This window comes from Actinomycetospora endophytica (assembly GCF_021026375.1).
GTDB lineage: Bacteria > Actinomycetota > Actinomycetes > Mycobacteriales > Pseudonocardiaceae > Actinomycetospora > Actinomycetospora endophytica.
Map to the genome: position 1 here is coordinate 507011 of NZ_JAJNDB010000002.1, position 19442 is coordinate 526452.

The 19442-nt window shown below is 73.3% G+C and carries 18 protein-coding genes; 11 read left to right on the plus strand and 7 right to left on the minus strand.

All coding sequences use genetic code 11. The features are described from left to right. Window positions 1-85 precede the first annotated feature (85 nt). Window positions 86-754, plus strand: a complete 669-nt coding sequence (locus tag LQ327_RS13330; RefSeq protein ID WP_230734260.1) for a ferritin-like fold-containing protein — start codon at window positions 86-88, stop codon at window positions 752-754. A 173-nt stretch (window positions 755-927) separates the two neighbouring features. After that, entirely contained in the window at window positions 928-1167 is a 240-nt protein-coding gene (locus LQ327_RS13335; protein ID WP_230734262.1) for a DUF3107 domain-containing protein, read from the plus strand. Between the two features lie 168 nt (window positions 1168-1335). On the opposite strand, the gene LQ327_RS13340 is transcribed toward LQ327_RS13335, so the two are convergent. Then, on the minus strand, window positions 1336-1977 hold the full coding sequence (locus LQ327_RS13340) for a TetR/AcrR family transcriptional regulator (RefSeq protein WP_230734264.1): 642 nt from the start codon (window positions 1975-1977) through the stop codon (window positions 1336-1338). A 195-nt stretch (window positions 1978-2172) separates the two neighbouring features. Between LQ327_RS13340 and LQ327_RS13345 the strand changes: the two genes are divergently transcribed. The 3 genes from LQ327_RS13345 (at window position 2173) to moeZ (ending at window position 5506) form a co-directional block, all read left to right on the plus strand. Next, the gene (locus LQ327_RS13345) at window positions 2173-3279 is read left to right on the plus strand and encodes an alpha/beta fold hydrolase (RefSeq protein WP_230734266.1); all 1107 of its coding nucleotides are present in this window, start codon (window positions 2173-2175) and stop codon (window positions 3277-3279) included. Then, a complete protein-coding gene (locus tag LQ327_RS13350; RefSeq protein WP_230734268.1) occupies window positions 3276-4238 on the plus strand; it encodes a DUF3152 domain-containing protein in 963 nt (320 codons plus the stop codon). Before LQ327_RS13345 ends, LQ327_RS13350 begins: the two co-directional genes overlap by 4 nt. 92 nt (window positions 4239-4330) lie before the next feature. After that, window positions 4331-5506: an adenylyltransferase/sulfurtransferase MoeZ gene (moeZ, locus tag LQ327_RS13355; protein ID WP_230734270.1), complete on the plus strand. Its 1176-nt coding sequence runs from the start codon at window positions 4331-4333 to the stop codon at window positions 5504-5506. Between the two features lie 69 nt (window positions 5507-5575). On the opposite strand, the gene LQ327_RS13360 is transcribed toward moeZ, so the two are convergent. Beyond that, the gene (locus LQ327_RS13360; protein ID WP_230734272.1) at window positions 5576-6985 is read right to left on the minus strand and encodes a cation:dicarboxylate symporter family transporter; all 1410 of its coding nucleotides are present in this window, start codon (window positions 6983-6985) and stop codon (window positions 5576-5578) included. A 127-nt stretch (window positions 6986-7112) separates the two neighbouring features. On the opposite strand from LQ327_RS13360, the gene LQ327_RS13365 reads away from it, so the two are divergent. After that, a complete protein-coding gene (locus tag LQ327_RS13365) occupies window positions 7113-7793 on the plus strand; it encodes a response regulator (protein WP_230734275.1) in 681 nt (226 codons plus the stop codon). Here LQ327_RS13365 and LQ327_RS13370 read toward each other — a convergent pair. Next, window positions 7728-9395, minus strand: a complete 1668-nt coding sequence (locus tag LQ327_RS13370) for a sensor histidine kinase (RefSeq protein WP_230734277.1) — start codon at window positions 9393-9395, stop codon at window positions 7728-7730. The genes LQ327_RS13365 and LQ327_RS13370 overlap by 66 nt on opposite strands. A 216-nt stretch (window positions 9396-9611) precedes the next feature. Here LQ327_RS13370 and LQ327_RS13375 point away from each other — a divergent pair, with 216 nt between their 5' ends. Continuing rightward, window positions 9612-13613: a glycosyltransferase gene (locus LQ327_RS13375; RefSeq protein ID WP_230734279.1), complete on the plus strand. Its 4002-nt coding sequence runs from the start codon at window positions 9612-9614 to the stop codon at window positions 13611-13613. A gap of 310 nt (window positions 13614-13923) precedes the next feature. Here LQ327_RS13375 and LQ327_RS13380 read toward each other — a convergent pair whose 3' ends face one another. After that, entirely contained in the window at window positions 13924-14454 is a 531-nt protein-coding gene (locus LQ327_RS13380) for a dihydrofolate reductase family protein (protein ID WP_230734280.1), read from the minus strand. Between the two features lie 219 nt (window positions 14455-14673). Here LQ327_RS13380 and LQ327_RS13385 point away from each other — a divergent pair, with 219 nt between their 5' ends. Continuing rightward, entirely contained in the window at window positions 14674-15534 is an 861-nt protein-coding gene (locus LQ327_RS13385; protein ID WP_230734282.1) for a formate/nitrite transporter family protein, read from the plus strand. A gap of 65 nt (window positions 15535-15599) precedes the next feature. On the opposite strand, the gene LQ327_RS13390 is transcribed toward LQ327_RS13385, so the two are convergent. Continuing rightward, window positions 15600-16661: an MBL fold metallo-hydrolase gene (locus tag LQ327_RS13390; protein ID WP_230734284.1), complete on the minus strand. Its 1062-nt coding sequence runs from the start codon at window positions 16659-16661 to the stop codon at window positions 15600-15602. Window positions 16662-16739: 78 nt separating this feature from the next. Between LQ327_RS13390 and LQ327_RS13395 the strand changes: the two genes are divergently transcribed. Beyond that, window positions 16740-17252, plus strand: a complete 513-nt coding sequence (locus tag LQ327_RS13395) for a GNAT family N-acetyltransferase (protein ID WP_230734286.1) — start codon at window positions 16740-16742, stop codon at window positions 17250-17252. A 10-nt stretch (window positions 17253-17262) separates the two neighbouring features. On the opposite strand, the gene LQ327_RS13400 is transcribed toward LQ327_RS13395, so the two are convergent. Beyond that, window positions 17263-17649: a VOC family protein gene (locus LQ327_RS13400; protein ID WP_230734288.1), complete on the minus strand. Its 387-nt coding sequence runs from the start codon at window positions 17647-17649 to the stop codon at window positions 17263-17265. Window positions 17650-17791: 142 nt separating this feature from the next. Beyond that, window positions 17792-18049, minus strand: a complete 258-nt coding sequence (locus tag LQ327_RS13405) for a hypothetical protein (protein ID WP_230734290.1) — start codon at window positions 18047-18049, stop codon at window positions 17792-17794. A 461-nt stretch (window positions 18050-18510) separates the two neighbouring features. Here LQ327_RS13405 and LQ327_RS13410 point away from each other — a divergent pair, with 461 nt between their 5' ends. Both LQ327_RS13410 and LQ327_RS13415 read left to right on the plus strand, forming a co-directional pair. Then, window positions 18511-19281: an LLM class flavin-dependent oxidoreductase gene (locus LQ327_RS13410; RefSeq protein WP_230734292.1), complete on the plus strand. Its 771-nt coding sequence runs from the start codon at window positions 18511-18513 to the stop codon at window positions 19279-19281. Next, window positions 19251-19442: an LLM class flavin-dependent oxidoreductase gene (locus tag LQ327_RS13415; RefSeq protein WP_230734294.1), complete on the plus strand. Its 192-nt coding sequence runs from the start codon at window positions 19251-19253 to the stop codon at window positions 19440-19442. Before LQ327_RS13410 ends, LQ327_RS13415 begins: the two co-directional genes overlap by 31 nt.

The window sequence follows — 19442 nt, forward strand, 5'->3', positions numbered from 1 at the left end:
ACCGGCTCGGACCAGTGGTGATGATACCCGCAGCTGGGCGCTGTCGGCAGCACCACCGGGGGTGTGGCGCCTAGGGTGCTCCGACGTGACGGGTGCGGGGCAGGAGTCCGGGGGCGACGGATCGGCCGAGTACGGACCGACCGCGCTGTTGCTCGGGCTCGTGGCCTACGGCGAGCTCTCGGCGTTCACCCAGCTCGCGGCGGACGCCCAGCGCGCCCCTGACCTCGCCGGACGCGCCGAGCTGGCCACCCTCGCCGCCGTCGAGATGGATCACTACGTCCGCGTCCGGGACCACCTCGCGGCCCGCGGGGTGGACGTGCTCGACGCCATGGGCCCGTTCGTCGCCCGGGTCGACTCGCTGCTGCGCAGCGTGGGCGCCCGCGACTGGCCCGAGGCGCTCGTCGCGACCGCGCTGGGCCGGGGGCTCGTCACCGATCTGCAGTCCGAGGCGCTCGAGGGCCTCGTCGGCGAGGAGGCGGAGCTGGTCCGCGAGGTGATCGCCGAGGCCGGGCACGGCGCGTTCGTCGAGGCCCGGCTCCGCGAGGCCTGCGAGGACCCGCAGGTGCACGCGCGGCTGGCGATGTGGGGGCGCCGGCTGCTCGGCGAGGCCCTCGCGGCCGTCGTGGCCACGTTCGAGGAGCACCCGGGGCTCGCGGCGGTGGTGGAGGGCTCGTCGGGCGCCTCGGCGCGTGCGGCGGTGCTGAAACGGCTGAAGTCGCAGCACAACAAGCGGGTGTCGGCGCTGGGACTCTAGTCATGTGAACGAATGTGGTCGCCATGACGACCGAATTCGTTCACATGGCGTTCGCCCTGCGCGGACGGGGCGGCGGGCCGCCCACCCCGGCTGTCGATCTGGACTAACCTGCGCGGGCGCACCGGTCGCCGTGACATGACGGCCGGGGGAGTCGGAGCAGACCGGAGGGTCGCGTGGAGGTCAAGATCGGCGTCGCGGACAGCCCGCGGGAGCTGGTGGTCTCGAGCGGGCAGACGCCCGACGAGGTGGCGGAGCTCGTCGACGGCGCGCTCTCGGGCAGCAGCGGCACGCTGTCGCTCGTCGACGACAAGGGCCGTCGCTACCTCATCCCGTCCACCCGCATCGCGTACGTGGAGATCGCGCCGTCCGAGGTGCGCCGCGTCGGGTTCGGCGTGGGGTCCAGCAACAGCTAGGAACTGATCGAGGGGCCCCTTCGCTCGAACAGATCGAGCGGCGGGGCCCTTCGCTCGTATGAGGGCGCGCGAGCGGGATTCCGGCGAGGGGCGCCCACGGCCGCTCTATCCGAGCGAAGGTGCCCTTCGCTCAGAACGGGGGCCGGGCGGCGCGGGAACCGGACGTGCTCACGAGCCTCCGGCACCCAGGGGGAACCCGCCGCCGATCCCGCGCCACGCGAGCGTCGACATCAGCGCGATGGCGTCCTCGCGCGGAGGCTGCAGGCCCGCGTCGAGCCAGTACCGGGCGGCCGTCGTGGAGAGCCCGACGAGCCCGACCGCCAGCAGTCGCGCCCGCTCCGGCTCGAGCCCGGCGTCGGCGGTGACGACCTCGGTGACCGCGTCGATGCAGTCCGACGTCGCCCGGTCGACGATCTCGGCGATCTCCGGGGTCGCGCGGGTGTCGGTCTCGAAGACCAGCCGCATCGCGCCGTCTCGCGAGGACACCACGTCGAAGTAGGCCTGGACCGCGGCGTGCACGCGGGCCTTGTTGTCGGTGGTCGACCGCATGGCCGCGCGCACCGTGCGCACCATCTCGTTGGCCGCGGACTCCACGAGCGCGCGGTAGAGATCGAGCTTGCCCGGGAAGTGCTGGTAGAGGACGGGCTTGCTGACGCCCGCCCGCTCGGCGATCTCGTCCATGGCCGCCGCGTGGTAGCCCTGGGCGCCGAAGACCGCCCGCGCCGCCGCGAGGAGCTGGGCCCGACGCTGGGAGCGGGACATCCGTGGACGCCCCGCCGCCGTCGGCGCTGCCGCGCCGGTCTCGCTCATCCGGTTCGTCCTTCCCGCAACACGACCGGGGTCCGCCCCGGGCACCTCGCCACTGAAGAGGGCCCGCCCCGATCGGTCGACCCTACCCATGACCATGGTCGAGCGCGTCCGTCACGGGCAGTTCCGCGCCGGTCGCCCTACCGACACGTCGGGGTCGGGTTCGCTTTACCTCGCAGACACCTGCATCCTTGTCCGGTGACGATCACGCTGCCCCGAAGTGGTCGCCCGCTGACCGGCGGGTGGCCGGTGTCGGCCCGCCGCCGCGCGCCCCGCCCGCCGGCCCCCGCGCCGACGGCGCCGCTCGCGCCCCCGGCCGCGCTCGGCCCGATCGGCGACCCCACGCCGCACTGGCCCGGGCGCTACGTCGCGGTCGACGGTGTGGCGCTGCATGTCCGGGAGACCCCGCGCGCTCCCGGTTCCGGTCACGACGGCACCGTCGTCTACGTCCACGGCCTCGGCGGCTCGTCCACGAACTGGACCGACCTGGCGGGCGGGCTCTCGTCGCGCTGGCGCGGCTTCGCCGTCGACCTGCCCGGGTTCGGCCGCACCGACCCGCTGCCCACCCGCGACTACTCGCTGCGGGCCCACGCGCGCACCGTCGCGGCGTTCCTGCGCACCCTGGGCGAGCCGGTGCACCTCGTCGGGAACTCCCTCGGTGGGGCGGTCGCGCTCACCCTCGCGGCCGATCACCCCGAGCTGGTGCGCACGACGACGCTGGTCAGCCCGGCCGTGCCCGACCTGCGGCCCGCCCCGGCGCGGCTCGGCGACGGCAAGATGGCGCTCGCCGCGCTCCCGCTGCTCGGGGCCCGGACCCGGCGCGAGCTCGCCGCCGAGGACGCGGGCACGCGGCTGCGGCGCACCATGCGGCTCTGCTACGCCGACCCGGACCGCGTCAGCGAGGCCGCGTTCGCCCAGGCCGTGGCCGAGGCGGCGGAGCGCCTCGACCTGCCGTGGGTCGCGGAGGCGATGCAGCGCTCGTTCGGCGGGCTGGTCGGGACGTGGTTCGCCCGCGGTGCCGGCTCGCTCTGGGCGACCGCGGCCCGCGTCGCGACCCCGACCCTCGTGGTGTGGGGCGAGCACGACCGGCTCATCTCGGTGCGCAAGGCCCGCCGGACGGTCGCGACGGTGCCCCGGGCGCGGCTGCTACGCCTGCCCGACGTCGGGCACGTGGCGCAGATGGAGACCCCGGCCCTCGTGGCGCGGGCGATCCTCGGCATGGACGACGCCGTCGCCGACGGCCGCTGGGACGCCCCCGACCGGGACACCCTGACGCCCGAGGTGTGTGAGAACGTGCCCGGGTGACCGGATCGAGCGGATCCTCCCGTCGATCGTCGACCCGACGCCGGGGTGAGCCGCTCGCCGCGTCCTGGGATCCGGAACCGCCCCGGGACGACCGTGCCCGCCGGACCCGCACGTCACGGCGCCGCGCCGCGCTCGCGGTGCTGGTGGTCCTGCTGCTCGTCCTGACCGGCGTCGTCCTGGCTCGCACGATCCTGCCGGGCGGTGACACCACGGACGTGCGCTCGCCCGCGGCGGCGGCCGAGGACGGACCCGTCGTCGGGGAGGCCCCCACCGGCGGTGACTACGCCGGGGTGGACATCCCGACCGCCGAGCTCCCCGCGGGCGGCGACTTCCCGGTGTCCGGCCGGGGCACGTGGCGCGTCGTGCCCGGGACGACGCCGCAGGTCGGGCAGGGGCGTCCGTACACCTACACCGTCGAGATCGAGGACGGCGCGACGCTCGCGGAGGGCGACCAGGCGTTCGCGACCGCGGTCGACGCCACCCTCGACGACCCCCGCAGCTGGGCGGGCTCGGGGCAGATCGCGCTGCGCCGGATCGACGCGGCGACGGGCCAGGTGCCCGACTTCCGGATCAGCCTCACCTCGCAGCTGACGACCCGCGCGCAGTGCGGCTACCAGATCCGCTACGAGGCCTCGTGCTGGAAGTCCGACATCGGGCGCGTGCTGATCAACGGCTCGCGGTGGGTGCGCGGGGCGGGGGCGTTCGAGGGGCAGCTCGGGCTGTACCGGCAGTACGCCATCAACCACGAGGTCGGGCACGTCTTCCGCAACCAGCACGTGCCGTGCGCGGAGAACGGGGCGCTCGCGCCGCTGATGATGCAGCAGAGCTTCGGGGTCTCGAACGACTACCTCGCCCAGCTCACCGACGACACGCCGCAGGGCACCCAGATCCCCCGCGACGGCAAGGTCTGCCGGCCGAACGCCTGGCCGTTCCCGACGGGCGGCCCGGCGCCCCGCTGAGCCGCAGCCGATCGCCGTCGTCGGGAACACGCACTCGTCGCGTGGGGTTGAATGCCACGAGCAGATCGAGCATTGCCGAAGGAGTCCCGTTCATGGCATCCCTGCCGCCCCTGGTGGAACCGGCCGCCGAGCTGACCAAGGAGGAGGTCGCGCGCTACTCGCGACACCTCATCATCCCGGATGTCGGGGTCGAGGGTCAGAAGCGGCTGAAGAACGCGAAGGTCCTGGTCGTCGGCGCGGGCGGTCTCGGCAGCCCGGCGCTGCTCTACCTGGCCGCGGCGGGCGTCGGCACCCTCGGCGTCGTGGACTTCGACGTCGTCGACGAGTCCAACCTGCAGCGCCAGGTCATCCACGGCCAGTCCGACATCGGGAAGTCGAAGGCGCAGTCGGCCAAGGAGTCGATCGCCGAGACGAACCCGTTCGTGACGGTGACCCTGCACGAGACGCCGCTGGACTCGTCGAACGCGCTGGACATCTTCCGCGACTACGACCTGATCCTCGACGGCACCGACAACTTCGCCACGCGCTACCTGGTGAACGACGCCGCGGTGCTGCTCGGCAAGCCCTACGTCTGGGGTTCGATCTTCCGCTTCGAGGGCCAGGTCTCGGTCTTCTGGGAGGACGCCCCGAACGGCCAGGGCCTCAACTACCGGCACCTCTACCCCGAGCCCCCGCCGCCGGGCATGGTCCCGTCGTGCGCCGAGGGCGGCGTGCTGGGCGTGCTCTGCGCGTCGATCGGGTCGGTCATGGTCACCGAGGCGATCAAGCTGATCACCGGTATCGGCGACACCCTGCTCGGCCGGCTGATGGTCTACGACGCCCTGGACATGGAGTACCGCCAGGTCAAGATCCGTCGTGACCCGGAGGCCACCGAGGTCACCGAGCTCATCGACTACGACGCGTTCTGCGGCACCGTCTCCGACGACGCCCAGTCCGCGGCCGCCGGGCACACCATCACCCCGGCCGAGCTCAAGGAGAAGATCGACGCGGGCGACAAGTTCGAGCTGATCGACGTCCGCGAGCCGCACGAGTGGGAGATCGTCCGCATCCCGGGCGCGAAGCTCATCCCGAAGGACAAGATCCTCTCTGGCGAGGCCTTCGCGGAGATCCCGCAGGACCGGCAGACGATCCTGTACTGCAAGTCCGGCGTCCGGTCGGCCGAGGCGCTGTCCGCGCTGCAGAAGGCCGGGTTCTCGAACGCCGTGCACGTGGGCGGCGGTGTGACCGGCTGGGCGCAGCAGGTCGACACCTCCCTGCCGACGTACTAGGTGCCTGACGGCTCGTGAGCAGTAATTGACGCCATGGCGTCAATTACTGCTCACAAGCGCGCAGCGCACCTACGCCGGGGTCAGCACCCGCTCGGGCTCCGGCTCCTCCTCCGCGGTCTCCTGGGTGATGGCGTCCCGGACCAGCGACGGGTCGTCGAGCGCCGCGTGGAACCGCACGTCGTCCCGCTGCCCGGTCCACCCCGCCACGACCATGACGGCGACCGTGTTGCCGATCGCGTTGGTCAGCGCCCGGCCCTCGCTCATCACCCGGTCGATCCCGACGATGAGCGCGATCCCCACCGCGACCGCGGCCGGCGGGAAGAACTCGCCCCCGAACGCCGTCAGCGACGCCGCGAGCGTCACCAGTCCGGCCCCGGTCACCCCGGCCGCGCCCTTCGACGTCAGCACCATCAGCGCGACCAGGCCGATCTGCACCCCGATCGGCAGGTCCGCGCCGCCGGCCTGCGCGATGAACAGCGCCGCCATCGTGAGGTAGATGCAGGTGCCGTCGAGGTTGAACGAGTAGCCGGTCGGCAGCACCACGCCGACGACCGAGCGGGACGCCCCGGCCGACTCCAGCTTCGCGAGAAGCCGCGGCAGCACCGTCTCCGACGACGAGGTGCCCACGATGATCAGCAGCTCGTCCTTCACCATCCGGATCAGCTTGAGCACGTTGAACCCGCTGATCGCGCACACCGCGCCCAGGACCACGACGACGAACACCGCGCACGTCGCCCAGAACGCGATCATGAGCAGCCCGAGGTTCGCGAGCGTCTGGCCGCCGAACTGCGCGACCGTGTAGGCCATGCCGCCGAAGGCCGCGAGCGGGGCGACGAACATGATGATCCGGATGACCCCGAAGACGACCTTGGCGATGAGGTCGAGCCCGCCGACGACCCGGGCGCGCAGCGGCGGCGCCAGCATGGAGGTGGCCACCGCGACCAGGATCGCGAGCACCAGCACCCGCAGGATCTCGTTCTCGACGAACGGCCCCACCATGCTGGTCGGCAGCAGGCTGTCGGTGATGAACGCGACGGCGCCGGACTCCTGACCGGCGTCGTGCACGCTCTCCGCCGCCTTCGCCGCGTCACCGGCCGAGATCGCCCCCGTCGGGAACCCGGCGCCGGGCTGCACGAGATTGACCACGATCAGCCCGAGCGCGAGCGCGATCACCGTCATCAGCAGGAAGTAGCCCAAGGCCCGCACCGCGAGCCCACCGGCCCGGGCGAGGTTGCCCAGCGACGCGATCCCGACGACGACGGTGCAGAAGATGACCGGCGCCGTCACCATCTTGATGAGCTGGATGAACGCGTCGGCGAGCCACTTGAGCTCCTTGGCGAAGCCCGGCGCGGTCAGCCCGACGACGATGCCCGCGACGATCGCCACCAGCACCCAGAACCACAGCTGCTTGAGCACGCCGCCGCGGCGCCCACCCGGTGGCGAGCTCTCGGGCGGGGCGGCGTCGGTGGTCGTCGACATCGGTGTCTCCTCGTGGCCGGGCGAATCCGCAGTGGCGCGGATCTCATGCGGTGCGGTGAGGTTAGGAAGCCGTGAACGACGTGGCCCAGGACACGGACCCCGAACTTGAGGAACCTTTGAGCTGACGATGAAGGTGCTGCTCGTCGAGGACATGGCCGCGGTGCGGGACGCGCTCGCCGCGGTGCTGCGCGCCCAGAGCTGGCGGGTCGCGACCGCCGGGACCGGCGTCGACGCCGTCGCGGCCGTCGCCGACGAGGTCGACCCGCCCGACCTGGTGCTGCTCGACCTCGGCCTGCCCGACCTCGACGGCGTCGAGGTCTGCCGGCGCATCCGCGGCCGGTCGAGCGTCCCGATCATCGCGGTGACCGCCCGCGGCCACGACAGCGCGCGCGTCATGGGGCTGCGCAGCGGCGCCGACGACTACGTGGTCAAGCCGTTCTCGGTCGACGAGCTCCTCGCGCGCATCGACGCCGTGATGCGCCGGGCGTCGGGACACGCGCTCGCCTCGACGGTCACCGCGGGCCCCCTGACCGTCGACCTGGGCGCCCGCTCGGTCCTCGTCGACGGCGCCGAGGTGGTGCTGCGCCGCAAGGAGTTCGACCTGCTCGCCGCGCTCGCCCGCCGCGGCGGCAAGGTCGCGACCCGCGAGGAGCTGCTCGACGACGTCTGGGGCCTGGCTCCCGACGACGTCGGCGCGGACGCGGGACGCCGCACCCTCGAGGTGCACGTCGGCGCCCTGCGCTCACACCTGGGCGTCCCCGGCCTCGTCGTGACCGTGCGCGGCATCGGCTACCGGCTGGGCGGCTGACGGTCTCGGCAGGGTGACGACGAAGGTCGTGCCCCGCCCGCCGTCGTGCTCCAGCCCGCCCTCGACGCGCACCGTGCCGCCGCGGCGCGCCACCACCCGCGCGACCAGCGCGAGCCCGAGCCCGCGCGCCCCGGCCGCCGTCGGGCCCGCCTTCGTCGACCACCCCGCCGCGAACGCGGCGTCCGGATCGGCCAGTCCCGGGCCGTCGTCGGCGACCCGCAGGACGAGCGCGTCGTCGCCGGCGGACAGGTCGAGCTCGACGACGCCGCTGCCCCCGCCCTCGAGGGCGGCGTCCAGGGCGTTGTCGAGCAGGTTGCCCAGGACGGTCACGTGGTCGTCGGAGGACTCCGCGTCGCCGACCGGGGCCGGGAAGGCGGTGTCCGGGGTGATGCGCAGCTCGAGGCCGCGGTCGCGCGCATCGGTGGCCTTGTCCAGGACGAGCGCGGCGAGCGCGGGGTCGGCGATCCGGGCACGCAGATCCTCCCCGAGGCTGGAGATGTCGCGGCTCCAGCGCACCGCGAGGTCGCGGGCGTCGTCGTGCGCGCCCAGCTCGATGAGCGTGGCGACCGCCTGCAGGTGGTTGGCGTGCTCATGGGCCTGGAAGCGCAGCGCCCCGGCCACCGAGCGGGCGTCGTCGAGGGCGCGCATCACCTGCTCGACCTCGGTGCGGTCCCGCAGGGTGACCACCCAGGCGCGACGGCCGCTGCCGTCGTCGTCGGCGCGGGTCCGGTTGAGCAGCAGCAGACGCTCCCCGACGAGCACCGTCTCGTCGCCCACCGGACTGGGGTCGGCGAGCCGGGCGGCCAGGGCCGGGTCGACGCCGAGGTCGGCGAGGGTGCGCCCGGTGAGCCCGGTCGCGGGGTCGAGGCCGAGCAGCCGGGCGGCCTCGTCGTTGACGACGGCGAGCCGGTCGTGCTCGTCGAGCACGAGCAGGCCCTCGCGCATCGCGTGTAGGACGGCCTCGTGGTGCCGGTGCAGCGCGGTGATCTCCGCCGGTTCCAGCCCGAGGGTGTCGCGGCGGACCCGGCGGGCGGCGACGATGGCGAGCCCGACGCCGATCCCGATCGCCGCGATCGCGCCGAGCGCGAGGACGCCGAGCTCGCGCAGCACCCGCCCGGCCACGTCCACACGCAGCAGGCCGACCGCGGCCATCCCGATCACCGGGCCGCCCGATGACGCCGTGATGGGCACGATCGCGCGCACCGACGGCCCGAGCGTCCCCGGGAAGGTCTCGACGACGGTCTCGCCATGCGCCGCGGGCAGGAACGTGCCCTGGTAGGTCTGCCCGATGAGCGAGCGGTCCGGGTGCGTCAGCCGGGTGCCGTCCGGCGTCATGATCGTCACGAACGACGCGTCGGCGCCGAGCCGGACCGCCTCGGCGGCCGGCTCGAGGGCGGCGCTGTCCCGGGCCCCGACGGCGGGCGCGACGCCGGGCGAGGCGGCGACGGTGCGGGCGAGGCCGAGCATCCGGGCGGTGGCGTCGGACTCGACCAGCGACGCCGTCCCGACCCCGCTGACCCCGGCCGCGATCAGCACCGTCGCGAGGACGGTCACCACCTCGACGACGAGCAGCCGGCGCACCAGCCGGGAGCGCCTGCGCATGGCAGCACCGTGAGGTGCGGACACCGTCCGGCGCAAGCGGTGTCCCCGGATGCGACGGGCAGTGGCGGAGAACGGACGAGTCGGACGAGTCTCGTGACGAGATGCGACACACAGTAACGAACGAGGGCACTCCGACGGATGAACTCGGCGAACCTGATGTCACACTGAGGACACGATCGCCCCACGCGGCGGTCACGACCGCGGGGGGAGTGGGGCGTGGGACGACGGCGCGACCCGGCCCGCCCGCGTCGGTCCTGGGGCACCTGGATCCTCACCGGGGTCCTCGTGGTCCTGATCGCCACGGTCCTCGCCGTCACCGGCCTCGTGAACGCCTCGATCGGCAACGACGCGGACTCGCACAACCAGGGCGACAGCTCGCACGTGCCGGCCGACATCTCCCACGGCGGGACGTTCGTCGACGGCCGGACCGACCCGGCCCGCTCGAAGGTGATCCCGGCCCACACCATCGCGCTCACCTTCGACGACGGCCCGGACCCCACCTGGACCCCGCAGATCCTGGCGGTGCTCGCGAAGCACCGGGTGCCGGGCACGTTCTTCGTCGTCGGGTCGCTGGCCGTGCGCCACCCCGAGCTGCTGCGCCAGATCCGCGCCTCGGGCAGCGAGATCGGCATCCACACGTTCACCCACGTCGACCTCTCGCAGGTCCCCCTCTGGCGCCTCGAGCGCGAGCTCGGCGAGACCCAGCTAGCGATCGCCGGGGCCACCGGGGAGACGACGTACCTCGTCCGGCCGCCGTTCTCCTCCACCGTCGACGCGATCGACGACCGCGCCTACGCCGCGATCCTCGAGTCCGGCCGCGACGGCTACGTCAACGTGTTCACCGACGTCGACGGCGAGGACTGGCAGCGCCCCGGCGTCGACGCCATCGTCCGCAACGCCACCCCGCGCGGCGGTGCGGGCGCCACGGTGCTGCTCCACGACGCCGGCGGCGACCGCGCCGAGACCGTCGCCGCGCTCGACCGCCTCATCCCCGAGCTCCAGGCCCAGGGCTACCGGTTCGCGACGGCGACCGACGCCGTCGGGGCGCCCCAGGCGGCCGCGCCCGCGCCTTCGCGCGACCGGATGGTCGGCGGCGGCCTGGTCACCGCGGTCGACCTCGCGACCAGCGGCGTCCGCGTGCTCCAGGGGCTGCTCGTCGCGGTGGGCGCGATCGTGGTGCTGCGGCTGCTGCTGACGCTGTTCGTGGCCCGCCGGCACGCCCGCCGTCGTCGGGACCCGTCGTTCCGGTGGGGACCCGACGTGCTCGAGCCGGTGTCGGTGATCGTCCCGGCGTACAACGAGACCGAGAACATCGAGGCCACGCTGCGCTCGATCCTTGCGAACGACCACCCGCTGGAGATCCTGGTCGTCGACGACGGGTCCAGCGACGGCACCGCCGAACTGGTCGAGTCGCTGGCGCTGCCCGCGGTCCGGGTGATCCGCCAGCCGAACAGCGGCAAGCCGATCGCGCTGAACACCGGCGTCGCCCGGGCGCAGCACGACCTCGTGATCATGATGGACGGCGACACCGTCTTCCAGCCCGACACCGTCGCCCGGCTGGTCGCGCCGTTCGCGGACCCGGAGATCGGCGCCGTCGCCGGCAACGTCAAGGTCGCGAACCGCACCGAGCTGATCCCGCGGCTGCAGCACATCGAGTACGTCGTCGGGTTCGGCATCGACCGCCGCGTGCAGGACACCATGCGCGCGATCACGACGATCCCCGGTGCCGCGGGGGCGTTCCGCCGCGGGGCCGTCCTCGACGTCGGCGGCCTCTCCCTGGACACCCTCGCCGAGGACACCGACCTGACCATCGCGCTCGGCCGCGAGGGCTGGCGGGTGGTGTACGAGGAGCGCGCGGTCGCCTGGACCGAGGCCCCGACGACGCTCACCCAGCTCTGGCGGCAGCGCTACCGCTGGACCTACGGGACGATGCAGGCCGTCTGGAAGCACCGGCGCTCGCTGCGGGAACGCGGTGCGTCGCGGCGCACCGGCTGGCTCGGGCTCGGCCACATCGGCGTGTTCCAGGTGCTGTTCCCGCTGGCCGCGCCGCTGGTCGACATCTTCTTCGTCTACGGGCTGCTCTTCGGCGACCCGGCGACGACGCTGGTGCTCTGGGGCTCGATGCTCGTTATCCAGACCGCGGCGGCCGCGTACGCGTTCCGTCTCGACGGCGAGCCGGCGGGCCCGCTCTGGGTGGCCCCGCTGCAGCAGCTGCTCTACCGCCCGCTGATGTACGCGGTGCTGGTGCGCTCGCTGCTCTCGGCGATCACGGGTGGCCGGGTGCGCTGGCAGCGGATCCAGCGGCTCGGGGTGCTGCGGGCGATGATGCCGGGCGGTCCGGGGGCGCCTCCCGGGAGTGTCAGCGATGCGGCACCGCTGACGCCCGGTGTCAGCAACGCCGCATCCTCGATCCCGCCGTCCAGCCGCGAGCAGGCCCCCGCGACGAGGCTCGAGGCGACGCGGGTGGCGGCCACGGTGGTCGACGGGCCCCGCGACCGGTCGTCGGGAGGCGAGAAGGCCGAGCGCACCCGGTGGCTGGACGTGCTGCGCGCGATCGCGCTGGTCCGCGTGATCGGCTACCACATCCTGGGCTGGGGCTGGCTGTCGTTCGTCTTCCCCTCGATGGGCGTGATGTTCGCGCTCGGCGGCTCGCTGATGCTGGCGTCGCTGCGCCGCGCGGAGGCCGTCGACGTCATCGGGCGGCGGATCAAGCGCCTGCTCCCGCCGTTCTGGGTGTTCGGCCTCGTCGTCGTGCCGGTGATGCTGTGGCACGGCTTCGGCGAGGACCCGGTGCCCGACGCCTCGCAGTGGCTGTTCTGGGTGGTGCCGATCCTCGACCCGCCGAGCAGCGCGTGGGCCGCCGACGCGACCGTGGTGCTCTGGTACATCCGCACGTACCTGTGGCTGGTGCTCTTGACGCCGGTGCTGCTGGCCGCCTGGCGTCGCCGGCCCGCGGTCGCGATGGCGGTGCCGCTGGGGATCGTCGCCGTCGACGCGGTCCTCGGCGGCGGGGTGCGCGACTTCGGAGCAGTGGGCACCGCGGCCGTCGACGCCTCGGTCTACGCGGGCTGCTGGATGCTCGGCTTCGCCCACCGCGACGGCACCCTGCGCCGCCTCGCCGCGAGCCGGGCGGTGCTGCTCGCGATCCTCGCGATCGCGCTCGGCGTCGCCTGGGCGTTCGGCCATCCCGCGGGCGACGACGGGATCGACCTCAACGACATCCCGCTCGGCCAGGCCCTGGTCTCGCTCGGCGCGGTGCTGCTCGTCCTGCGCTACACCCCGCGCCTCGCGTGGCTCGAGCGCGTGCCCGGGCTGGGGCGGCTGGTCACGGTGATCAACGCCCGGGCCGTCAGCATCTACCTCTGGCACAACGTCGCGATCGCCCTCGCGATCCCGATCAACGACCGCCTCGGGTGGCCGTCGACGGGGGCGTTGATCGGGACCTCGGTGGCGCTGACGACCGTGTTCGCGCTCGGCCTGGGCTGGGTCGAGGATCTCGCGGCCGGTCGCCGTCCCGCGCTCATCCCGGGGCCGAAGCAGCGGGCGCTGCGCCGCCGGGAGCCGCGCCGGCCCGCGCCGATGCCGCCGGTGATCGGCGACGGCGGCCTCCTGCTGCCGCCGCAGACCGAGGAGAGCTCGCTCGCGGCCCTGAACGCGCTTCGTCCGGCGTCGGACTTCCACCGCGACCCGCGGTTCGCCGCGCCGGTCCCGGTCGCGGGTCGTTCGCTGCCGCCGGGACAGGTGCCGGGGCCGGCGACGCCGGGTGTGCCGCGCTCGGGTGCGTCGTCGCCGGGGCGGGGTCGGCCGGTGCCGGGTCGTCCTGGGTCGGGGTCGGGGTCGGGGTCGGGGTCTTCGCCGGCGGTGCCGGTGCCTTCCCTCCCGTTCCGGGCGACGCCGCCGTTGGGGCCGCTGGTCCGGGTCCCCGACTCCCGCCACGCCGGCCCGCCGTCGCACCCCGGCACCGCCCTCCAGCCCCCGACGACGGTGTCGGCGCCGCCCCGGGAGCAGGATGCGGTCACCGGCGTGACCGGACGCGCCCCCACCGGCCGTCGTCGGCTGCTCTCGTTCGGCGGCGAGCCCGCGGGTGGGGATGTCGGTCGTCGGGACGCTCCGCGTGATCGGGAGGGCCCGGCGACGAGCCGGCGCGGGTCGCACCGCGCTGATGGTGAGCAGACCTCGATCCACGACCCGAACGCGCCGAGCCGCCACCGGCGCTGAGCCGCTCGAGCCGTCGTCGTCGCGCCCTCGCCGTCGGCAGCCCGACCTACGACGCTGCGACCGAGTCACGGTGACTCGGTTGCGACGCCGGCGACTCGGTCGCGGTGCCGCTCCCGCCGCCGCGCCCCGTCGGTCGAGGGGCACATCTGGCATGGGATCGGCGGCTCCGGGATGCCTGGCGTGCCCGTGATCATGGGGGTTTCACGGGCGGGGGGCGCGGCGCCGACGAGGGGCACATCTGGCATGAGATCGGCGGCTCCGCGATGCCTGACGTGCTGATGATCATGCAGGGTGCGACGGGCCGCCGGCCTCAGCGCACGACGCGGTACCAGTGCGGCGTGTCGTCGGCCATCGGCTCCAGCCGGACCCGAGGAGCGCCGGGCCGCCGCGGGAACAGCCGCGTGCCGTCGCCGAGCAGGACGGGCACGACGAGGACCAGCACCTCGTCGAGCTCGCCCGCCGCGAGGCACTGCGCCGCGACGTCGGCGCCGAGGACGTTCACGTAGCCGTCGCCCGCCAGCCCGCGGGCCGCGACCACCGCCTCGGCCAGATCGGTCGCGACGGTGATCCCCGGGGGCGCCGCCGCGGGTGGACGGTGGGTCAGGAGGACGACGGGGCCGTCGTACCGACCGCCGAAGGCGCCCTCGGCATCGGTGCCGCGGTTCGGGTCGTCGCCGTCGTAGGTGCGGCGTCCGACGAGCAGTGCCCCGACCCCGGCGAGAAGGCGCTCGGCGGCCGGGTTCTCGTCGCCGGCGTGCTCGGCGAGCCAGCTCATGTCGCCGCCCGGGCCCGCGAGGTAGCCGTCCAGGGACGCGGCGGCCGAGTAGATGACGCGAGCCACAGGTCCTCCTCCGGGGGTGGTCACGGACGGTACCGGGCCCGGGCCGTCGTCGGGGCGTACCGGAATTGTCCGCCGCCGCGAAGATCGGCGCCGACGGTGACAGTTCGCTCACACAGCGTTCACAGTGGCCACACCGGCGACGCCCGCTGGGCTGTTCGGATGCCTCTCGAGCGTTCATGAGAACGCGGCCGTTACTCCCCTTGTCTTGGAGAGGTCGTCATGCCGATCCCCGTTCCCGAAGCGATCGACGAGCAGGCCGAGGTCGCCGCGAGCAAGTCCCGGGCGAGTCGCTCGCCGGGCTCGTACCTGGTGTCCGCGGCGTTGGCCGGGGCCTACGTCGGGGTCGCGGTGTGCCTGATGCTGGCCGCCGCGGGCCCGCTGAACGGGATGAACTCGCCGTTCACGAAGCTCGTGCAGGGGCTCGTGTTCGGGATCGCGCTGACCCTGGTCGTGTTCGCCGGCGGCGAGCTGACCACCGGGAACATGATGACCATGGTCATCGCCCTCTTCGACCGGGCCAAGCGCACCGGGCCGGGCGCGGTGGTCGCGGTGATCGTGTTCTCGTTCGTCGGGAACCTGGTCGGCGGGCTGGTGTTCTCGCTGCTGATCGAGGCGTCCGGGGTCCTCAAGATCGCGAATCCGGGGCAGCCGCCGGCGATGCTGAACTTCCTGCTCGCGCTCGCGAAGTCGAAGTCGACCGAGAGCATCTCCGCGATGTTCTTCCGCGGCGTGCTGTGCAACTTCCTGGTCTGCCTCGGGGTGTGGATGGCCGCCCGGACCCGCTCGGACGGCGCGAAGCTCGTCGTCCTGTTCTGGGCGCTGCTGGCGTTCATCACCACCGGGTTCGACCACGTCGTCGCGAACATGACGGTCCTGGCGCTGGGGCTGTTCTCCGGGGCGCCGGGCGTGACGGTCGGGTCGTTCGCGTCGAACATGCTCTGGGTCGGGCTCGGGAACCTGGTCGGCGGCGCGCTGCTCGGTGCGGGCTACGCCTACATCTCCCGCGGTGAGAAGCCGATCGGCCCCGAGGGCGTGGCGGACTCCGCGGTGCCCCGCGACCGCGAGGTCGCCCAGGCCTGAGCCACCTGGCGAGCACGGCGCCCCGGGGAGAACGCTCTCCCCGGGGCGCCGTCGTCTGCCGGGGCTCAGGCGGCGGCGAAGTCGTAGCGACTGCCGACGGCTCCGGGCAGGAACGCGTCCCCGAGCTCCTGGGCCAGGCGCATCTGGGCGCGCCAGCCCGTGCAGTGGGCGGGGACGAGGACGTCGGGCGCGAGGTCGGCCAGGGCCGCGACGGTCGGCTCGATGATCGGCTCGAAGCCCGGCCCGGTGAGGTGCAGGCCGCCGAGCAGCGCGTGCAGCCGGTCGGAGCCGGTCAGGCGCAGCGCGTGCCGGGCGATGTTGACCGCGCCGGCGTGCCCACACCCGGTGAGGACGACGAGGCCACGGCCCCGGACGTTCACGACGAGGGCCTGGTCGTCGACGATCCACGGATCCGGACGCCACGCGTCGTCGAGGAACGCCTCGTGGAAGGCCATGCCGCGCTCGAACTCCGTCGTGCGGTCGACCTCCCCGGTGATCAGCACGCACCCGTCGAGCAGGAAGGACGGCTCGCGGCGCTCGACGAGCTCGATCCCGTCGCCGGTCAGGGCCGCGCGGTCGAGCAGCGGCATGACGAACGGCTCGGCGTTCGGTGGTGCGAGACGACGCCGGGTGAACGCCGCCGGGTGCAGCACGAGCGGGCTCGGCACGCGGCCCAGCCAGCGCTCCAGGCCCGGGAACCCTCCGGTGTGGTCGCCGTGGCCGTGCGAGAGGACCACCGCGCCGACCTCGGACGGGTCGACTCCCAGCCGACGGCCGTTGATCGCCAGTCCGTCGGGGGAGACGCCGGTGTCGAACAGCAGGGTGTGGTCGTGGCCGTTCTTCGTGACCGTGACCAGCGCGGAGAACCCGTGCTCGGCGATCAGCCCGGTGGTCGTGGTGCCGCCGACGTACTGCGGCGCCTCCTGCGGCGCACCGGTGCCGAGACGCGCGCGGGTGGCGACATCGCTGTTCACGAGCAGCGCGTCGAAGCTGTTGTCGACGAGGACGGTGATCCTCAGCGCGTCGACCGGCTCGAGCGCGACGGGGTCGACGGCGGCGCCCTCGGCACTGCGGGGCGCGGTGAACGCGACGGCCGCGGGATCGGCGGGCCCGGTCTCGGTGCACATGCTGCTGCCCTCCCGCTCGGCGGTCTCCTCGGCGGATCGTGGCACCGGGCGGGCCGCCCGGGCACCCCCGGACAGACCATGATCGCCGGATGTGCGGCGGAACGCGTCAACGTCGACGCGTTCCGCCGCACGGACATGGATCATGGCGCGGTGCTGCAGCGCCACCCGACGCCCGCGGACACCGACGCCGTCGTGGCGCTGCTGGGCGAGTTGGGCTATCCCGACGAGCCCGGCGTGGGCGAGCGCCTCGCCGCCTGGGCCGAGGACCCGCGTTCCGAGGTGACGGTGGTCGACGACGACGGGACGCTGGTCGGGCTGGTCGCGGTGACCGCTCAGCCCGGCTTCCACCATGCCGAGCCGCTGGCCGTCGTCGTGAGCCTCGTGGTGTCGTCGGCCGCCCGGGGCGGGGGTGTGGGTCGTCGGCTGATCGACGTGGCCGAACGGTTCGCGCGGGATCACGGGTGCGCCGCGATCCAGCTCTCGAGCGGGCTCTGGCGCCCGGAAGCGCACGCCTTCTATCAGCGGCTCGGGTTCACCGACCGCGGCGAGACGCACGTGCGCTACGCCCGGCCGGTGCCCTACGAGGACTGATCCGGCGCGGCTACCGCGGGGGAGCGGCCAATCCGATGAGGTTGCCCTCGGGATCCGCGAAGTGGCCGACGACGAGTCCCGACGGCGCCACCGCCGGTCCGAAGACGCGCTTCCCGCCGAGGCGTTCGGCCTGGGCGAGCGAGGCGTCGACGTCCTCGACGGACACGTAGAACAACGCCTTGGGCCCGAAGCCCGGGCCGCCGCCGACACCGCCCGGGATGCCGGGCGCCTCGTTCGACGTGTCCGGGGTCAGGAACCCGTACGCGTCCGGATCCGAGATGCCGTCGGCGACCCGACTCGGGACGTCGAAGCGCCAGTCGAAGAGCTCACCGAAGAATCCGCGGAGGGATTCCGGGTCGCGTCCGGTGACCTCGAAGTGGACGACGGGTCGTGCCATGGCTGAACTCCTTCGCGGGACGGCTGTCGAAGGATTGGACCGTCCGCGGCGGGCGAACTCATCGGTCGCCCGGGGAAAGGCCCCGGGACGACAGGAGCCGGGCCACCCGGCTGGGTGACCCGGCTCCTGGCTGGTCGACCGACTAGCCCAGGCCGAGGCCGTCCTCGGCCTTGGTCACACCGGTCTCGTCGTCGATCGTGGTGACGCCGGTGGCGTCGTCGATCTTCTTCGAGGCGTCGGCGACGCCGGTCTCCTTCTCGACGCCGTGCACCGCGTGCCCGGCCTCCTGGATGGCGCCGTTCGGGGCCTCGTCGGCCTGGGCGACGCCGCCGCCGAAGCCCACGAGGGCGGCAGTGGCGATCGCGCCGCCGGCGATCCGGCCGATGATCTTCTGGGACATGGGGAGCCTCCTCGGACTGACCGCCCCGGGGTCGGGGCAGTGGGTCGTGTGCTGTGTCGGATCTCGGGGAATCCGACGTGGGGACGAGACTGACATGCCGCGAACGGTCTAGGCGGCTATTCCGTTTGCATCTGTGTTAACCACGTGTGAGGAATCCAACGCTCAGCGTGAGGGCGAGATGACCAGTGGGCGCCCAGGAGTCCCCCGGGCGACGGTTGGCCCTCCGTCGAGCGTCCCCGCGGCGCGTCAGTGAGGCAGGCGTCGCGACCCGAAATGCGAATGCCGTGTCGTCAATCGTGTGCATTCGTTGTCGATGGTCAGCATATCGGGACGTCAGAAACGATGCGTGAGGGCGTGAGCGCGAGGGGTCACGCGGCGACGCCATTCGCAATCCCGCCGCAACCGGGGTGCGACCGGGTGTCGCGACACTTGCCGTCCGCAATCGGCAAAGGGTGTGTGCCATGATCTCCGACCGACTCGCTCTCACTGTCATTCCCGGTGCCGGCTGGCGCGCCGAGGACGTGCGTCGGGTGGCGCGAGAAGCGGAGCAGGCGGGCTTCGAGGCAATGTTCTCGGCCGAGGTGAACAGCGACGTGATGGCGACGGCTCTCCTCATGGGCTGCGCAACGGACCGGATCAGGGTGGGCACCTGGATCGCGAACATCTATCTCCGGCACCCCTACCTCTGCGCGAAGGGGGCTGAGCTGATCGCGGATGACACCGACGGACGATTCGTGCTCGGACTCGGTGTCAGTCATCGGCCCGTGAACGACGCGCTGCAGATCGACATGAGGAATGCCGCCGGGGACGTCGTCGCGTACACGCTCGCGGTCAGGGACTGGCTGGAGGGTCGTGGTCCGGCGACACATCTGCCACAACGGCAGGCGCCACGTCCGGTGCCGATCCACGTCGCCGCCCTGAGCCTCGCCGCCGCCGAGCGGGGCGCCGAGGTCGCCGACGGTCTGATGCCCACGATGTGGTCCCCGGAAAGGGTGGCCAAGAGCGCCGAGTACATCGCACGAGGACGCGGGCGCGGGACACGGACCGGGGCATTCGAGCTCACGCTGGGCCTGCCGACTTCATCGGCGAGGACCTGGGTCAGCTACGGGAAACGGCACGGCAGAATCTGGCGCTCTACACGACGTTCCCGTTCTTCCGGCAGATGTGGCGCGAGAGCGGTTTCGTCGACGAGGCGGATGCGATGGCACGTGGCGCCGGCGCGGCGGGGCTGAGTGACGAGTTGTTGGAGTCTTTCTGTCTCATCGGCCCGATGAGTCGTTGCAGCGAGCGGATCGCATCCTATCGGTCGGCCGGCGTCGACCTGCCGATCCTGATGCCCGCCATCGGGCCGAAGGCGGCGTCCGACATCGTCGAGCAGTTCGGAAACGCATAG